The sequence below is a fragment of the Aureimonas pseudogalii genome, from assembly GCF_014196835.1.
In the GTDB taxonomy this organism is placed as follows: Bacteria; Pseudomonadota; Alphaproteobacteria; order Rhizobiales; family Rhizobiaceae; genus Aureimonas; species Aureimonas pseudogalii.
Window position 1 is genome coordinate 1 of sequence record NZ_JACIEK010000009.1, and the last position, 18257, is coordinate 18257.

The following is an 18257-nucleotide window of genomic DNA, read 5'->3' on the forward strand; positions in this document are numbered from 1 at the left end:
CTTCAAACTCCTTCCCGAACCGGCGCTGCGGCTTGCCCATGAAATGCTCCTCTTTCCTTCAGAAGAGCTCTCCACTTTCCCGGGGCAAGTCCAGCGCCGCCATGGCGCGGGTGCGCACCAGGCGATGGTCCGACGTCGTGACGCGCACCACCATGAGATCGCCGAAGCGCCGGGCACTCATGCTGGCGGTAAAGGCCTCCGCCTCTTCGGGTGTCAGCACGAGTTCGGCGGTGGGCGCCATGGCGTCGCGCCAGGCGGCGACGCGGCTCGGCGCATCGCCGTCGCCGGGTCCAAGTTGCAGTTGAACGATGCCGTTGCCGTTGGCCTGATCCGTGTCCTCGTTCCCATCCTCGTGCGGCCCGACCATACCCGTTTCCCTCCCGGCTGCCTGCCCGAGCATCGCCAGACCGGACATTACACGCCAAACTTGGCCTTCCGCACCCCCATTGTGTCCGGTGCCCCCATGAGGCGATTGACGCGTCCGGGTTCGATGATCACGCATTCGTGTCGGTGCGACCCCGGGGTCGACCTGCAAGCAAGACACGGGGCATGAGCCGATGACCACGACCTTCCGAGCCCAGCCTGCCATCACGGTAGGAGACCGCCCCTCCTCCATCGTCGCCGCCGACGTGAACGGTGACGGGCTCCTCGACCTCGTCACGGCGGACTCGGGCAGCGGCTCGGTGACGGTGCGACTGGGCACGGGGACCGGCTCGTTCGGGGCGGGACGATCGTTCGGAACCGAGCTTGCCCCGGGATCGGTCGCAGTCGCCGACGTCGATCGCGACGGTGACCTCGATCTCATGGTGACCAACGCGGCCGACGAGAGTGCATCCGTGCTTCTGGGACGCGGCGACGGCACGTTCTCACCTCAGGTATTCTACGGGACCGGCGGGTTTCCGGTCTCGATCGCGGTCGGCGACATCAATCGGGACGGGCACCCCGATTTCGTCACCGCCAACAACTTCAGCCACGTTACGTCGGTCCGTCTGGGGGATGGACGCGGAACGTTCTCGAACGGCACCGACGTCCGCAGCGACGACTTCTCGTCGGCCGTCGGCCTGGCGGACATCGACCGGGACGGACGGTTGGACCTTCTCGTCGCCAGCGAGTTGAATGACCGGGTGTCGGTCTATCGCGGGGCGGGCGACGGCACCTTCGCAGGGCCGCGAACGGTGTCGGTCGGTTTAAGCCCCTCGTCGATGACGATTGCGGACGTGAACGGCGACGGGCACCTCGACATTCTCACGGCCAACGAGAGCGCAGGCACGGTCTCGGTGCGGCTTGGGGACGGCACCGGCGGCTTTTCCGGCTCGACCGAGGTCACGGTCGGCGGCGCTCCCAAATCGGTGGTGGCAGCCGATGTGAACGGTGACGGGCGCCAGGATCTGGTCGTCGCGAACTCGGGCAGCGACACGGTGTCGGTGCGCTTCGGCGCCGGGAACGGCAGCTTCACCGCGGGCGCCGACTTCGCGGTCGGGCACAGGCCGACCTCGGTGACGGTGGCGGACGTCGACGGCGACGGGCGCGCGGACATCGTGGTGGCGAACGGCGATTCGAACACCGCGACGGTGCTGATCAACGCCAACGTCACTGCCGTCACGGCGATCGATACGACGCTTCCCTCCGCATCCGGATCGCCCGCTGCGGTCGGGACGGGCGGAACCTTCATGTTCGCGCTGGGCACGCAGACCCCGGTTTCGGTCTCGACGAGCGGAGGCACGCCGTATCTGACCCTGTCGAACGGCGGGCAGGCGGCCTATTCGGGTGTGGGCACCAGCGGGCGGCTGCAGTTCACCTACACGGTCGCGCCGGGTCACGACACGGCGAACCTGACGGTCACCGGGCTCGAGGCCAATGGCGGGAGCATCCGCGATCCCGGACGGACTAGCTTCGGTACGGCCACGAGTGTCGCAGTCGGGTCGGGTCCCCATTCCGCCACAGTGGCGGACGTGAACGGCGACGGAAAGGCGGACCTTCTTACCGCGAACGTGAACAGTGGCACCGTCTCGGTGCGGCTGGGCGCGGGCAACGGCACCTTCGTCAACGCCGCAGATGTCGCGATCGGGTCGAGTCCCCAATCCGTGGCGGTGGCGGACGTGAACGGCGACGGAAAGGCGGACCTTCTTACCGCGAACGTGAACAGTGGCACCGTCTCGGTGCGGCTGGGCGCGGGCGACGGCACCTTCACCAACGCCGCCGATGTCGCGGTCGGCTCCAGTCCCTCCTCCGTGACGATGGCGGACGTGAACGGCGACGGAAAGGCGGACCTTCTTGCCGCGAACTCTGGCGGCAAAACCGTCTCGGTGCGTCTGGGGGCGGGCGACGGCACCTTCACGGACGCCGCCGATGTCGCGGTCGGGTCGCGTCCCTTCGCCGTGACGGTGGCGGACGTGAACGGCGATGGAAAGGCGGACCTCCTCACCGCGAACTCAGGCAACTACACCGTCTCGGTGCGGCTGGGCGTGGGCAATGGCACCTTCACGGACGCCGCCGATGTCGCGGTCGGGTCGAGTCCCTTCTCGGTAACGACGGCGGATATGAACGGCGACGGAAAGGCGGACCTCCTCACCGCGAACGCTGGCAACAACACGGTCTCGGTGCGGCTGGGCGCGGGCGACGGCACCTTCACGGCCGCCGCCGATATCGCGGTCGGGCGAATTCCCCGATCCGTGACGGCGGCGGACGTGAACGGCGACGGAAAGGCAGACCTCCTCGTTGCGAATAGCAATAGCAACACCGTCTCGGTGATCCCGAATACGTCGCGCTCGTCGGCCGATCTCGACTTCGCCAGCGTCGCCACCGCTACCGGTGCGTCCACCGGCATCGCCGTCGACACGCTCGCCCCTGCCACGCCCCTGATCACCTCCGCGGCGCTGACCAACGACGCAACCCCCGTGCTCGCCGGCACGGCCGAGGCCGGCAGCACCGTCACGCTGACGATCGCCGGCGCGACCTACACGACCGTGGCGGCCAGCGGCGCCTGGAGCCTCGATCTCGGCACCGCGACGCCAGTGTCTGGCACGCTGGCGCTCAATGCCAACGGCGCCAACGCCGTCACCGCCACCGCCACCGCCACCGATGTCGCCGGCAACGTCTCGGCGGTCGCCGCCACGCAGACGCTGACCATCGACACCACCACGCCCGCCGCGCCGACGCTGGCGCTCGCTGCCGACACCGGAGCCAGCGCCAGCGACGGCCTCACCAACAACGATACGGTGACGGTCGCCGGCCTCGAGCCGGGAGCGACCTGGCAATACTCCTTCGATACCGGGAACACCTGGAGCACGGGCAGCGGCACGAGCTTCATGCCGGCGGTCGATGGCGTCTGGACAGCCTCCGTGCGCCAGACCGACTATGCCGGTAACGTCTCATCGTCTTCGGCGACTCTTTCCTTCACGCTCGACACCGCCGCACCGGTGGTCACGGCGGTGTCGATCCCCGACGCGCCGCTGCGCATCGGCGACCTCGCGACTGCGACGATCTCGGTGGCGAGCGACGCCGACACCTACGCGCTCGGAGCGGGCTCGACGATCGCCGGCTTCGCGCTGGGCGCTTTGACGAAGGTGAACGCCACGACCTACACCGCGACGTTCACGGTCGCGGAGGGCGCAAACGTCGCAGCAGGCGCCGATCTGCGGGTGAACCTCGTGCTCGTCGACCGCGCCGGCAACGCGAACGCCGCCTATACCGGCGCGATCGCGCAAGGGAACGACGCGATCGACGCCACGCGGCCCGCCTTCGCCACCGCCGCGGTCGACGGCAGGACGCTGACGCTCACCTACTCGGAGGCGCTGGACGGAACCCGCCTGCCCGCCCCTGCCGCCTTCACCGTTCTGGCGGGAGGACAAGCGGTGGCGGTGACGAGCGTCGCCGCGAGCGGATCGAGCGTGACGCTGACGCTCGCCGCGCCGGTGGCGAACGGCCAGAGCGTGACGGTGGCCTACGCCGACCCCACGACGGGCGACGACGCGGCGGTCCTGCAGGATCTCGTCGGCAACGACGCGACGACGCTCGCCGCCACATCGGCCACCAACGGCACGCCGGTTCCGCCGCCGCCGCCGGTCTCACTCCCGGTGTCCACGACCTCCTCGAACGGCCCCGATCTCCTCGCCGGCTCCATCGGCTCCGACCGTCTCGACGGGGGCGCCGGCGACGACACGCTCGACGGCGGCGCAGGCTCCGACACGCTGATCGGCGGCGCGGGCTCGGACCGGATCACCGCCACCCCCGGCGCGGGCGAGCGGGCCGAGCTCTATGGCGGCAGCGGGCCGGTGGATCCGGGCGACGCGGCCGACACGATCACCGTCTCGGGGGCGGGCTCGGCCACCGTCTGGGGCAATGGCGGCGACGACCTCGTCACCTACACCGCCTCGGGACCGGCCACGATCTACGCCGGCGTCGGCGCCGACGGCGTCGACGTCGCCAACGGCGCGGCCAACCTCGTCTATGGCGGCACCGGAGCCGGCGACGCGATCACCGTTCGCGGCGACGGCGCCAACACCCTCTATGGCGGCTCGCTCGAAGCCGACCCGCTCGACGGGGCGGACCGCATCCTCGTGGTCGGCAACGGCGCCAACACGCTCTTCGGCAATGGCGGCGACGACGTGATCGTCCTCGTGGGCACCGGCGCCAACACGATCTACGGCGGCCTGGGCAACGACACGATCACCGGCGGCTCGGGCGCGGACCGCATTGTCGCGGGACCGGGCTCCAACGTCGTCACCGGCGGGGCGGGCGCCGACCGCTTCGTGTTCACCGCGGGCGGCCAGGACGTCGTCACCGACTTCGATTTCGCAAGCGGCGACCGGATCGAGCTCGGCGGACAGCCCTACAGCTTCACCCAGACCAGCGACGGCTTTGCTGCCATCCTCGTCGGCGTGAACGGCAGCGCCGGTCTCATCGTCCTGCAAGGCATCGCGCCCGGGAGCGTCGCGACGGACTGGTTCGCCTGATCCGCCGACGCGCGTCAGGCACGCAGAGCTTCGATCGCGTCTGAAGGCCGGCGTCTCCGGCCTGACGCGTGGTGATCATCGAACAGCACCGCTCCGGAAGGTCGCCTTCCGGAGACATCGTCCGTTGAGCACAAGTTGAATCAATACAATCGTCCATACTAACTATTACGCAGTAAAGAGGATGCGGAAGCTCGGCCGTTAACTTTCATTCCGGTCTGCGCCAGCCAATTGTCACGGCACATAACGCGATCAAGACGCGCCGGAGCTACCCGCCATGCAGTCCTACCGGATCCTCGGTGTCGACGTCACCGACCAGCCCCTCGACGATGCCCTGGCCCTGATGCAACGCCTCGTACGCGCGCAGGGACCGCGCTCGCTCTTCTTCGTCAATGCCCATACGCTCAACGAGGCCTGTCGTGATCCCGGCTATCGCGCGGTTCTGCGCCGCGCCAGCCGCATCTACGGCGACGGAACGGGCGTGCGCTGGGCGGCTCGTCTCTCGGGTCTGGAACTGCGGGCCAACCTGAACGGGACGGACCTCGTGCCCGCCCTGCTGGAGCGGAGCCAGGGACTGCGCTGCTTCCTGATCGGCAGTTGCCCCGAACGCAACGGGCGCATCCTGGCGACCCTGCGCCAGCGCTTCCCCGATGTCGAGTTCGTGGGCGCCCATCACGGCTATGTCGACGACGCGCAGAGCCGCACCCTGGTCGCCGAGGTGCAGGCGTCGCGCGCCAACCTCGTTCTGGTGGGCATGGGCAACCCGTTGCAGGAACGCTGGATCGACCGCTACGGCCCCGACATGCCGGGCGCCCTGTGTGTTGGCGTCGGCGGCTTGTTCGAATACTGGAGCGGATCGCTGACGCGGGCCCCGGCCTGGGTCCGCCGCCAAGGTATGGAATGGGTGTATCTGATGCTGCGGCAACCCTGGAAGGCGAGGCGTTATCTCCTCGGCAATCCGCTCTACATCGCGCGCGTCCTCGCCAGCCGATGGGCGCACGGCCGGGTGCTTGCAGCCCTGGGCATCCGGCAGATCCCCCTTGGTTGAGCGCCCCATCGATCGCCGACGCTGGCTCGCCAAGAAGAGCGCCCGTCTCGCCGTCGGCGCCCTTGGCGCTCCCGCGACGATCGCGCGCCCGAAAGGTGTCCGCGTTCTCACCTACCACCGCTTCGGCGCGGGCATCCGCATGCCCTTCACGGTTTCGGGCCGCCAATTCGAGCAGGAGATGGCCCATCTGTCGCAAACCGGACGGGCAGTCACGCTCGCCGATGTCGCAGCCCATGCCCTCGGTGAGCGCTCATTGCCTGACGGCTCGGTGCTGGTGTCGATCGACGACGGCGATCCGTCCGTGCACCACCTGGCGCTACCGATCCTCCTGCGCCACGCGATCCCGGCCGTCGTCTACGCGCTGGCGGGACAGCCGGACGGCTTCGACATGATGACAAGTGCGGAGTTGCGAGAGGTGGCGGACGCCGGCCTCGCCATCGGCTCCCATTCGCTGAGCCATCGCTCCATGGCGAAGCTGTCGCCGTCCGAGGCGAAGCGGGAAGCCACGGACTCCCGGCAGCGTCTGGAGGACACGATCGGCCGTCCCGTCTCATCCTTCGCCTATCCCTTCGGCACCCGGACCGACGTCGACGAGAGAACTGCCGCGATCCTGGCAGAGGCCGGCTACCGAACCGCCTTCACCTCGTTGCACGGTGCCATCGTCGCGGGAGCGCCGATCGCGAACCCGCTTCTCCTGCCGCGCATCAAGGTCGAGTCGGGCGACCCGCGATGGCTCTTCCCGCGCCTTTGCGAAGGCGCCATGGATGGTTGGCGACGGATCGACGATAGGATTGGCCTGCCCCGTTAGGTGGCCCGATCGAATCTCATGCATGGTGCGTTTGTCGGCGACGTCTGGGGTGGCCGGAGAAGCGGGTGGGCAGTGGCGCAGCCACGGCACATGATCAGGTCTGTGATACGGAATTGGGCTACATGGATATGCTTCATGAGCCGTCGGCCCGATTTGAAATGGCGCAAGCAGCGCAACGGCGTCTGGCATCTTGGCCAGCGCATCCCGTCGATTGGCTTACGTCAACGAGTGAGGCAGTGCCCGCTTCGGCTGCAAGACCGACGCATTCTCCGAGGCGATTTTCGTTCGGCAGCGCCCTCTCCGCCACGCAAAGCCTGCAGAGGTTCGCGGTATGGAAAGTCGTTGTCTGAATCTCGTGTAACGTCAGATGGCCGGCATCGAGGGATCGGCCCTTCCGCTTCCTGTTCCCGACCTGTTCGATCTGGTCGGGCATCGCGGGTCTCGCGTCTGTCGTGCTCCGTCGACGGCTAGGAGGTCGCCCCGGGTTTGCGCGGGGCGTTCCCTGCTATCTCGACAGCGACTTAGGGTTAGCAGGGCTCGAGACCCATCGGTCGGGCTAACGGCTCAAGCCGCGTTTCGGGTCGATCGCCTGGGTGATGCGCTCGGCGATGTCGGTCACCGAGGCGCCGTACGGGATGCGGTCGAGGACGGTGCCGGCGGGGTCGACCACGAGGAGCGAACTCGTGTGATCGACCGTGTAGGTGACGGCGTCGCTCGCATCGTTGCGCGCGACGTAGATGCCGTTGTTCCAGGCAAAGGCGTCGATGGCTTCGAGCGTGCCGCCGACGCCGACGAAGGCCGGGTCGAAGGATTGCAGATAGGTCTCGAGAACCTCCGGCGTGTCGCGAAGCGGATCGACGGAGACGAAGATCGGCTGCACCCGGATGTGGTCCGCCGGAGCGAGGGAGGCGAGCGCCGCGTGGAGTTCCCACAGCGTCGTCGGACAGATTTCCGGACAGTTCGTGAACCCGAAATAGACGATCCGGACGCGTCCGGCCCCGTCCGAGCCGTCGTAGGGCCGGCCGGCCTGGTCGACCAGGCCGGCTTTGGGAACCACGAACGTTTCGCTCGCTTCTGCCGCACCTGCCGCGCCGAGCAGAGACATGAGGAACAGGGTCAACCCGAGGGCGAGGGTCGGTCGCTTCGATGCCGAGCGTCGGCGATACGACATGATCGAATTCCTTGATGGCATACGGTCCGATGCGCTGCGGGCTTCGAGAGCCCGCAGCGCATCGGCGATCAGTTGGAAACCTGGCACTGCTTGACGGAGCCGGGCGCCGGGTCGCCGAAGGTGGCATTGTCGCAACGCGGGCTCGTGATCGCCTGCCGGGTGGCGTAGGCGCCGTTCAAGCCGTAACGGACAGTCTTCCTACCCGGGAAGTTGCAGACCTGGCCTTCGTTCGCGCAGGTCTGCCAGTTGGCCGACGGAGCCGAGGCCGACCAGGCCTGATTGGCCCCGTTGTGGCAGTTCCACTGCCAAACCTGCGCGCCGCTGGCGGTGGAGACATTGGAAACGTCGAGGCACTTGTTCGTCGCTTTGGACACCAGCGAGAGCCCGGACGTCGTCTGGACCGGCTTCCACACCTGGTTGTCGCCGCCCCAGCAGGGCCACTGCACGAGCTTGGCGCCGTCTTCGGTCTTGGACTGATAGACGTCGACGCACTTGTTCGACTGACCGTTCACCAGCATGAACCCGCCGTTCGCCGCACGCCAGGACCAATTCTGGATGGAGGCGCCGGAGCGACAGGTTTCCTGCACGAGTTCGGCGCCGTCGCCCTGCGACCCGCCCTTGATCGAAAGGCAGAGTTTGGACTGGGACGCGACGATCGGCGTCGTGGAGCCGGCTGCCGGGGATCCGGCCACGGAGCCGGTGGGTACCGGATCGGAATTGGGCGTCGTCGTCGGCGTGGTCGTTGGCGTCGCTCCCGGGTTCGCCGTGCCGATCGAGGCGGGCGAGGTCGGAACGTCGCTCGGAATGTCGGAGCCGTCGTCGCCGAGGGGGCTGGGCAGGCGCACATACTTGCCGACGGAGGCAACGCCCGCCGTGTCGAAGGCGAAGACCATGTAGAGGCCGGGCGTCGCGTTCACCGCGTCGTTGGGGAAGGTGACGGTGTAGTTGTTCCCGTCCGCGCGGAAAGCGGCCTCGAAGAAACGCTGGTCGGTGTTGTAGCCGTGGGTGACCGCGCCGGTCTTGACGATCGTGATGCGCCGGACGGTCTTGTCCGTGGTGATCTGGAAGGGCTGCCCAAGCGCGATCTTCACGGGGCCGCTGAGGATGGACGGGCGCACTGCCGGCTTGCCGGCGGCGTCGAGCAGATAGTCGGGCGTGTAGATCTCGGCATTGCGGCCGACGACCGGCCCCGGCGCGCCGCCGCCGCCCACGAGCACCCGGCCGTCCTTCATCAGAATGGCGGTGGAGTGGTAGAGCCGCGCGACCCGCATCGTCGCGTCGGTCCGCCATTTGTCGGTGTCGGGATTGTAGAGTTCCGCCGTGTTGGCAACGTTCTGGAGTTCGTTGTTGCCCTCGGATCCTCCGACCACGAGGACTTCGCCGTTCGCCAGCACCGTGGCCGTCGGAAAGTGGCGCTTGAAGGCCATCTTCGTGTCGCGTCTGGTTTCCGGACGGTTGCGCAGATCGAAGATGGTCGCGACGTCGGAGCCGGGATGGCCGTCGCCCGTGTTGTTGCCATGCGAGCCGCCGCCGATCTGCATGACGACGCCGGGCCGAACCATGAGGCCACTCGAGGTCGCGCCGTAGTTCGTGCCGGTAAACGGCTTGACGTCGCTCACCGAACCGCGGCCGGAGTAGTTCAGGCGGTAGGTATATTTGCCGGCGATGACGAAGACTTCGTCGTTTCCGACCGGGTAGATGTGCGGGTACCAGAACGGATTTCCGGTCGCGGCCTGATCGCCGCGCCGCATCGGCGAGTTGCCGGTGCCCGGCAGTTCGGTCCAGTTCTGGCCCGGCGTGTAGATCTCGGTGATCTCGGAGGCGTTCGTCTGGTTGCCGTAGGCGGGAGAGCCGCCGTGGACGAGCACGCGGCCGTCGGACAGCGTGACGAGGCTGGCATAGTAGCGCGGATACTTCATGGACGGCATCCGGGCGAGGCCGGACTGGGGAGACTTGAAGCCGAAATCGGCGACCTTCTCGTTCGAGTTGCCGCCGGCGATCATCAGCCGCATGTTACCGGCCTGCAGGATTGCGCCGACGCAAAAACTGTTGAAGTCGGTCAGGTTCGGCAGTTTCAGATGGGCATTGCCGCCCGTTCCCTTCGTGGGATCCCAGATGTCGAAGTCGAAGCCGCCCTGGCCGTTGGTCGGCGTGGCGCCGAACGTCATGATCTTTCCATCGGGCAGCAAGGCTGCATGGATCGGGATGAAGTTCCACTCGAACGGGCCTTCGAAGCTTCCCGCGGATGCGGCGCTCGAAAGGCCCAGCGACACGAGCGCACCGGCCGCAGCCGACCTCAACGCTTTCATGATCGATGATCGTGGGAACATTAACTCATCCGTCCTCTTTTGTATTATCAAGGTCGCCTTGATGACACTCCGTATAAAGCAGATAACAGACGGAGATGTGTTAACGTAATGACGGCTTATGTTTTCGTATCATTGATGAACAATTGACGAAAAATAGTTGCTTCATCGACAAACCATCGTCCACGGAAATTCCGAACGACGACCAGTTGATGGTGGCAACCGCCTGCCGAGGAGCCGACGACACGTGCCAGGAAGGACGAGTGCAGTCTCAGTGGCGGCGCGTCGCTTCCGACATCTTTCTTCGCAGGCGCTGCGACCAAGGTTCTGCGTCGCACGCCGGAATCCAGACGAGGGATGGTCACGTGCTGCCTGCCGGTGAACCTCGTCACCCGCAATTTCGGGGTTCGGCGCCTGGCGCCCGAACTCGACCATCGCAGCCGGTGATGCCGGCATCGCGACCATGACGACGGGTCCGCCGATGAGACCGATGTGACCACGCCGGCAAGCGCGCGGCCTTCAAGGATCGAGAGGCTGAAACCGAACTTCGTCCCGACACGCGATGCGCCGCGAATCCGGTGCTGCACCGGTGTCGCTTCGGAGCGCAATTTTGTCGACGGGATCGCATCGCCTCCCGTTCTACCGGCGGAAGGGGATCGAAGTCTCGACGAACAGGCCTTGCAGGCGCCGGTCCTGGCCCTTCGACGTCCTGCTCGAAAGCCTCGCCGCCGGGAGGGTCCTGCCGGGCGACGCGCGCGAACCGATCCCTTGTCGATCCTGGTCGTACCGCTCGCCTGCGTATCCAGCGTGCTGGCGGATGAACTGGCGGCATTCCTGCGAAGGCTGCCCGGCGTCGGGGTTTGAAGCGGTCGCCTTCGAAGCGACGGAGGTTTGAGGACGACTGGCGTGGCCGGATCGATCGCCGTCCTCGGCGACGACCCTTGTTCAAGGGAGGTCGTTCGACCGTCGAGGCAGCGCCGCCGCGTCGCCACCATCTTATGCCGAGCGGCGCTCACTCGGCGCCGGCCGCATCGCCTTTTGAATGATGCCGCGGCCGAAGTGACCGTTGCCGAGCCGCCAAACCAGACCCGACCCCTCGCCGTCGGCCGGTTTTAGGGGTCAGGTTTCAGGGCTTTCGAAGGATTGCGAAAGACCCGTTCGTGCGAACGAGATCACCGTGCGGGCGTCAGACGTCCTGCGACATGAACGCAACCGCCGCGAAGATCGATCCGATGATCGCGACGACGACGAGCACGAGAGCGAATCCTATGGCGAGCTTCCGACCACGGCCAGCTTCGGGTCGCGGCTCGTCGGGCATCCCGCTCATGGACGATTACGCAGCGCTTGCAGGGCGTCTCGGAGCCAACGTGGGATCCTTTTTCTTCGGAGACGGCAGCAGCCCTTCCTTCTGCAGTGCCTTCCGTGCGGCCTTGCGGGCACGCCGAACGGCTTCCTGCTTCTCGCGAACCCGCTTTTCCGAGGGCTTCTCGTAGAACGAGCGCGCCTTCATCTCCCGGAAAACGCCTTCGCGTTGCAGCTTCTTTTTCAGGGCCCGAAGGGCCTGATCCACATTGTTGTCTCGGACGTCGACTTTCATTGGCTTTCCCAAACCTGCCACTCGAAGGCACTGCGTGTATCGTGTTGCCGGGGCTGGGTCGAGGAGACAGATTGCATTTTCCGCCCGTCTGGGCGATCGACGTCGCTCGCGCATGGAGCCGCGGGGCAGCAGACCGTTCCTCGGCCTCTCGCCGCGAGCATCGCGGTCCCCTCGCCTTGCTCTCTGTTCGATGGGAACAGCCTGCTGCGCCGCTTCGTCGATCGCCCGTTCGCGCAGGTGCAGGACGCCAACGACATTCGGACGTCGCTCGAAACCATGCGCCGCGACGTCCTCGTCTCGTTCTTCACCACCGATCTCGAGACGCCGGGGGGAACCGTCGCGAAATACGCCAGCCGTCGGAAGAACGCCGCCCTCGCCCGGCCCTCCTTTCGCGGCGTTCACGCGGGCGCCGTCTCCCGGCGGGGTGATGCCGAGCCTCCATCCTCGTATCGAAACCCGAGCGCGAGGGCTCTCAACCCTTCACGGCGCCGTTCGACAGGCCTTCCACGAGGAAGCGCTGGAGATAGACGAACCCGATCGCCACGGGCACCACGGCCAGCACGGATGCGGCCGTGAGCGCACCCCAGTCGGTCTGGTGCGAGCCCTTGAAGATCATGATGCCGGGCGTCAGCGTGCGGCGGGCATCCTCGTTGACGAGCACGTAGCCGAACATGAACTCGTTCCAGGCGGCGATGAAGGCGAAGACGGCGGTTGCCAGGATGCCGGGTGCCGACAGGGGAACGAGGATGCGGAGCATGAAGCCGAGGCGCGAGCACCCGTCCATCTCGGCCGCCTCCTCCAGCTCGCGCGGCACCGCGTCGAAGAAGCCCTTCAGCATGAAGGTGACGAGCGGGATCATGAAGGTGCAGTAGACGACGATCAGCGCCGTGTAGGTGCTGAGAAGGCCGAGATTGCGCATCAGCACGTAGAGCGGGATCAGCAGGAGGACGCCGGGGATCATCTGCGACACGACCAGCGCGGAGCCCACGAGGCGGGCCGGAGACAGGTGCCCCCAGCGGCTGAGCGCGTAGGCGGCGAAGATCGCGATCACCAGCGTCAGGATGGTGGACGCGACGGACACGATCACGCTGTTGCGCATGTAGGTCATGAAGGCGCTGTCGAAGACCACCTTGCGGAAGTTCTCCAGCGTCGGGGCGTCGATCCAGAAGGTCGGATCGGTGCTCATCACCTCCGAGGCCGGTTTCAGCGCCGTGTCCAGCATCCAGAGAAAGGGAAACAGGCAGAAGACGGAGAACAGGAGGAGGACGGCGTAGGTGACGCCTTGGGCGGCGAGGCGGTGGCTTCGCGACGTGACCATGGTTCAGCGTGCTCCCCGTGCGCGAGCTGCGTAGAAGTAGACGAAAAAGATCGTCGCCATGAAGGCCATGGACATGGAGGCGAGCGCGCAGGCCGCGCCGACGTCGAAGTCCTGCATGGCATAGCGGTAGATCATGATCGGCAGGGTCTGCGAGGCGTCGAGCGGACCGCCCTGCGTCATCACCCAGATGAAGTCGAAGTTGATGGCGGTCCAGACGACATGGATGAAGATCAGCGTCAGCGACACGACCTTCAGATGCGGGAAGGTGATCACGAAGAAGCGCCGGATCGTGCCCGCTCCGTCCATCGCGGCGGCCTCGTGCAAGTCGTTCGGCACGGCGAGGAGGGCCGCCAGCAGGCTGATCGTGTAGAAGGGAAATGAGCGCCAGACGTTCACGAAGGTGACGGTGAGGAGAGAGGTGTCGATGCCGCCGAGCCAGTCGCGCGGGCTCTCCAGCAGGCCGGCCTTCACCATCCAGGCGTTCAGGATGCCGTAGTCGGGGTTGAGGAGCCACATCCAGTTGAGGCCGGCAATGGCGATCGGGATGACCCAGGGCACCACGACGATCGCCCGGAAGACGACGCGGCCCCGGATGGGCTGGGCGAGAGCCACCGCCGAGGCGAGCCCCAGCGCGTACTCCCCCGCCACCGACAGGATCGTCCAGACGGCGGTGTTGACGAGGGCGGGAAGAAAGGCCTCGTCGTCGAGAATGGTGCGGAAGTTGTCGAGCCCGGCGAAGCCGGCCGTCAGGGGATCGACGAGATTGACGTAGCGCACGCTCTGCCAGACGACGCTGACGAGCGGCCAGGCTATCAGGAGCAGCAGAAGCACCGCCGTCGGCGCCAGAAACAGCGCCGCCACGCCCGTCACGCTCGACCGGCGGGATCGGGAGCGTGCGATCTCGGCGCCCGGCGCGTGCGGAACGGCGGCTTGCGTGGCGGACATGAGAGCCGATCCTTCTCTTGAGCGGACCCGTTGGAACCTGTCGACCGGACTGCTCCGGCGCGGGGGCGGCAGGCCGTCTTCGAAGCCGCACCTGCGCCGGGGCCTCGAACACGGGGCTCCGGCGCCGCATGGCAGCGCGAGAGCCCCCCAACGTCTCGAACAGGCGGACGTCGCATGCCGTCACGCGGCAAGGACGGGACGCCCGTTCCTTACGGGCTCGACATCTGGCCGGACTGGCGCAGGCTCTTGTTGACCGCCTCGCCCAACCGCGCCGCGACCTTCTCGGGCGCCTCGTCCTTCAGGAGGACGCGACCGATCGATTCCTCCATCGAGCGTGTGATGGAGCCGAGCGCCACGGGCGGGAAGGAGACGCCGATCGGGGCCAGCGAGGTGAAGGGCTCGCCCCAGACCTCGTCGCCGACGACGTCGCTGCGCGCGGAACTGTCGGGGTACATCTTCGCCTGCACGTCCTTGTTCAGCATGAAGGACGCGAACTTCCAGACGGCGTCCTCCTTGTCGCCCTTGTAGACGTAGATCGGCGCGATCTCGAAGAAGGTCGCGGCCTTCCTGCCGGCGGGCGGCGCGGCGACGAGGACGTCCTTCATCTCCTTCGGGTTCTGCTCGCTGCGCGAGCGCATCCAGGGGCCGTTGACGACCATCGCATACTGGCCGAGGCCGAAATTGGTGTCCTCCTCCTCCCAGCCCCAGCCGCTCGCCTGCTTGGCGACGACGCCCTCGTCCAGCATGCGGCGATAGAAGGCGAAGACTTCGGCGGCGCGGGCAAGTTCCGCCGGGTCGTCCTTCCAGGTGTTGCGATACTTGCCGTCGGCCTGGCGCCGGGCGATCTCGACGTCGTTCTGCGCCAGGAACATGATGAGCTCCTGCGGCGAACGCACCCCGCGCCCGGCGATGCCGAAGCCCGGCTTGCCGGTCTTCTCGCGGATCGCCTTGGCGGCGGCGACGAGCTCGTCCCAGGTCTTCGGCGGCTCCGAGACCCCGGCCGCCTTCAGCATGTCGGAATGGTAGAGAAGGCCGCGCAGGCCGAGATAGTTCGGCAGCGCGACGAGCTTGCCCTCGACCGAGAGCTGCTCGAGGGCGTTGGGATAGAGCTTGTCGCGATCGGGCCATTCAGCCATCCGGCCGGTGAGGTCTGCAAGCGCGTTCATCCGGTTGAGCTCGCCGAACCATTCGATCAGACCCCAGGACAGATCCGGCGCGTCGCCCGCCGAGATCGCCGTGACCAGCTTGTCGTGGAGGGCGTCGAAGGCGATGACCTGCGTCTTCACCTTGATTTCGGGGTTCGCCGCCTCGAACTCGGCGATCGCGGCCTGCGCGGCCTTGGCGTCCGACTTGCCGGGATCCCAGCCGGTCCAGAAGTCGATGGTGACGGGCTCGGCGACGGCGGAGCCGGCCATGAAGGGCAGACACAGCGTGGCCGCCAAGAGCGAACGGCGAAGGACGTTCATGGTGTTCTACCTCCCGAAAGAACGATGATGGGCAAGCGAGACGCCGGCAGGCTCGGCCGGCGGAAATGGCTCAGGCGACGATCTGCTCGTCCGGCGAGACGGTTTCGTTGCCGGTGCGGCGGGCGCTGCGGATCTCCTCCACCGAGCGCACGGGCAGGCGTGCGGCGCCTTCCCACTCGCGCCGCTTCACGCCGGACCCGGCGAGACGCGCCTTCGCGTCGTCGATCGCCCCGGCATATTGCGGCAGCCATTCGGCCTGCGCCACGAGGAGTTCGTCGACCATCTGCCAGACCTCGTCGGGCGTGCAGACCGCGCCGACCAGCGGATCGTTGAGCACGGCGAGCTTGAGCAGGCCGACGTCGCCCGTCACCGCCGCCTTCACCGCCATGCGCTGCACGTTGATCGAGGCGATGCAGGGCGTGGCGCAGGCGTCGGGCAGCGTCAGGCCCGCCACCATGTTGAGGCCGAAGCGGTCCACGAAGCCGGTGGTCTCGATGATCGCATCCTCCGGCAGGTTGGTGACGAGGCCGCGGTTCTTGACGTTGAAATGCCCGCGATAGACGCGGCCCGTCTCCAGCGCCTCGATGATGTAGCTGGCATGTTCGGTGGAGCGGCGCGCCGGGTCGATCGGCTTGTCGGAACTCGCCAGGAACTGCGGGAACTCCTCCTCGAACCAGTTCCGTCCTTCCGTGCAGACGCGCAGGTAGCCGCCGGTCTCTCCGTGGATCCAGTCGGACATGTCGATCCAGCGCCCGATCTCCTCCGGCCGCTTGCGGTACCAGGGCAGATATTCCGACAGGTGGCCGTTGGATTCCGTGGAATAGACGCCGAACCGGCGGAGAACGTCGATGCGCACCTTCTCCTGCGAGGAGATCACGGGATGGCGCTCGTAGGCCGCCAAGAGCTCGTCGCCCGAGATCTTCCGCCCTTTGACGCGGACGTCGACATACCAGGTCTGATGGTTGATGCCCGTGCAGACATATTCGAGATCGTCGGGATTCTCGACGCCGAGCACCTGCGCCATCTGCCTGGCGCCGTGCTGGATGCCGTGGCAGAGGCCGATCGTGTCGACGCCGCCATGGTCGATCGCCGCCCAGGTGTTCATCGCCATGGGATTGGCATAGTTGATCAGCCGCGCGCCCGGCTCGGCCACCTCGCGGATGTCGCGGCAGAAATCGAGCACCGCGGCGATCGAGCGCTGGCCGTACATGATGCCGCCGGCGCAGAGCGTGTCGCCGACGCACTGGTCGACGCCGTAGCGCAGGGGAATGCGGATGTCCTCGGCGAAGGCCTCCAACCCGCCGATCCGCGTGAGGTTGACGACGTAGCGCGCCCCCGTCAGGGCCTCGCGCCGATCGGGCGTCGCGACGATCCGCGCCGGCAGTCCGTTGGCGGCCACCATCCGCTCCAGGATCTCGCGTACCATCGCGAGGTTGTGGGCGTTGATGTCGGTCAGGACGAACTCGGCACCCTGCAGTTCGGGCACGCAGAGTATATCGCGCACCAGGGTCCGGGTAAAACCGACGCTACCCGCACCGATGATCGCGATTCTCAATCCGCTCATGTTCGTTCCTGCTGTTGAAGGCGCCGCTCGCTCGCGAGGGCCTGCCTTGAAGCGCTACGTCCTCGCTTCGAGCCTCTCCGCATGATTTATGGAAGACCGGATCCGGGAAGAACAGAGGAGGTCCATGCTCTCATGGGTAATTCCATGCTCGATCGGCTGGTGGCGCGCGGACCCTTCCGGCAGACCCTCTCCTTCCCCCGCCGCCATGACGGGTTCCACATCATGGCGACGAGCGCAGGCCATGAGCTTGCAAGCGGCCCCGGCTACGACTGGAACGGCCGCACGCGCGGCCACACCCCGTTTTCGATCCTCCAGCACACGATCTCCGGGGCCGGCCGACTGCGCTACGAGCGGCGGGACTTTCGGATCTCGGCCGGCGAGACCATGCTGGTGTCCATCCCGCATTCGCATCGATACTGGCTCGAAGCCGGCGAGAGCTGGCGCTTCTTCTGGATCGCGATGAGCGGCCAGGAGGCGCTGCGGCTGCACCGGGCCATTCTCGCCGCGTCCGGTCCGGTCTTCCGGCTGAGCGACCAGACCGCAGACATTCTCGCCGGCATCTGCCTGCAGCTCTGTCGCCCCGACACGTCTGCGGGACAGGCGTCGAGCGAGGCCTATCGCGCGACCATGGCGCTTCACGACGACCTGATGGCGCGCATCGACACCGGCACGGGAAGCGCGGTGGCGCACCGCGCCATCGACCGGGCCGCCGCCCACGCCCGCGCCCATCTCGACGCGCCGCTCGACGTCGCCTCGCTCGCCGCGGTGGCCGGCCTCAGCCGCGCCCATTTCGTCCGCCTGTTCACGCGCTTTCAGGGGGTCTCGCCGTCGGAATTCGTGTTGCGAGAACGCATGGGCCGCGCGACGCGCCTGCTCGTCAACGGGCAGCTCAGCATCAAGGACATCGCCGACATCTGCGGATTCGACGACCCCAACTACTTCGCCAAGGTGTTTCGCCGGACCTACGCCATCAGCCCCTCGGAATTCCGCACCACCGGCATGTATTCGGCCGCTGCCCAACCCTCCCCGCCGCCGGCGACCTAGAGCGGACGCGTCCAGCGCCCGCCGCCCGCCGGGCGACG

The 18257-nt window shown here is 67.1% G+C and carries 12 protein-coding genes; 4 read left to right on the plus strand and 8 right to left on the minus strand.

The window, feature by feature from the left end:
- Window positions 1-58 precede the first annotated feature (58 nt).
- Window positions 59-367 (minus strand): cupin domain-containing protein, encoded by a 309-nt coding sequence (locus GGR04_RS15390; protein WP_210291821.1) that lies wholly within the window; start codon window positions 365-367, stop codon window positions 59-61.
- A gap of 190 nt (window positions 368-557) precedes the next feature.
- On the opposite strand from GGR04_RS15390, the gene GGR04_RS15395 reads away from it, so the two are divergent.
- The 3 genes from GGR04_RS15395 (at window position 558) to GGR04_RS15405 (ending at window position 6808) form a co-directional block, all read left to right on the plus strand.
- Window positions 558-4955: a beta strand repeat-containing protein gene (locus GGR04_RS15395; protein WP_183200817.1), complete on the plus strand. Its 4398-nt coding sequence runs from the start codon at window positions 558-560 to the stop codon at window positions 4953-4955.
- Window positions 4956-5229: 274 nt separating this feature from the next.
- Window positions 5230-6000: a WecB/TagA/CpsF family glycosyltransferase gene (locus GGR04_RS15400; protein WP_183200818.1), complete on the plus strand. Its 771-nt coding sequence runs from the start codon at window positions 5230-5232 to the stop codon at window positions 5998-6000.
- Window positions 5993-6808 carry a polysaccharide deacetylase family protein gene (locus tag GGR04_RS15405; protein WP_183200819.1) on the plus strand — a complete coding sequence of 272 codons (816 nt, stop codon included), beginning with the start codon at window positions 5993-5995 and terminating at the stop codon, window positions 6806-6808. The genes GGR04_RS15400 and GGR04_RS15405 overlap by 8 nt, the downstream gene beginning before the upstream one ends.
- A gap of 556 nt (window positions 6809-7364) precedes the next feature.
- Here the strand turns inward: GGR04_RS15405 and GGR04_RS15410 are convergent.
- The 7 genes from GGR04_RS15410 to GGR04_RS15440 form a co-directional block, all read right to left on the minus strand.
- Entirely contained in the window at window positions 7365-7979 is a 615-nt protein-coding gene (locus GGR04_RS15410) for an SCO family protein (RefSeq protein WP_183200820.1), read from the minus strand.
- A gap of 68 nt (window positions 7980-8047) precedes the next feature.
- Window positions 8048-10288: an RICIN domain-containing protein gene (locus GGR04_RS15415; protein ID WP_183200821.1), complete on the minus strand. Its 2241-nt coding sequence runs from the start codon at window positions 10286-10288 to the stop codon at window positions 8048-8050.
- 1330 nt (window positions 10289-11618) lie between these two features.
- On the minus strand, window positions 11619-11882 hold the full coding sequence (rpsU, locus tag GGR04_RS15420; RefSeq protein ID WP_183200941.1) for a 30S ribosomal protein S21: 264 nt from the start codon (window positions 11880-11882) through the stop codon (window positions 11619-11621).
- 472 nt (window positions 11883-12354) lie between these two features.
- The gene (locus GGR04_RS15425) at window positions 12355-13200 is read right to left on the minus strand and encodes a carbohydrate ABC transporter permease (RefSeq protein ID WP_183200822.1); all 846 of its coding nucleotides are present in this window, start codon (window positions 13198-13200) and stop codon (window positions 12355-12357) included.
- Between the two features lie 3 nt (window positions 13201-13203).
- On the minus strand, window positions 13204-14145 hold the full coding sequence (locus GGR04_RS15430; protein ID WP_183200823.1) for a carbohydrate ABC transporter permease: 942 nt from the start codon (window positions 14143-14145) through the stop codon (window positions 13204-13206).
- A gap of 209 nt (window positions 14146-14354) precedes the next feature.
- A complete protein-coding gene (locus GGR04_RS15435; RefSeq protein ID WP_183200824.1) occupies window positions 14355-15611 on the minus strand; it encodes an ABC transporter substrate-binding protein in 1257 nt (418 codons plus the stop codon).
- Between the two features lie 70 nt (window positions 15612-15681).
- The gene (locus GGR04_RS15440; RefSeq protein WP_183200825.1) at window positions 15682-17175 is read right to left on the minus strand and encodes an alpha-glucosidase/alpha-galactosidase; all 1494 of its coding nucleotides are present in this window, start codon (window positions 17173-17175) and stop codon (window positions 15682-15684) included.
- Between the two features lie 132 nt (window positions 17176-17307).
- Between GGR04_RS15440 and GGR04_RS15445 the strand changes: the two genes are divergently transcribed.
- Window positions 17308-18219, plus strand: a complete 912-nt coding sequence (locus tag GGR04_RS15445) for a helix-turn-helix transcriptional regulator (protein ID WP_183200826.1) — start codon at window positions 17308-17310, stop codon at window positions 18217-18219.
- Window positions 18220-18257 lie beyond the last annotated feature (38 nt).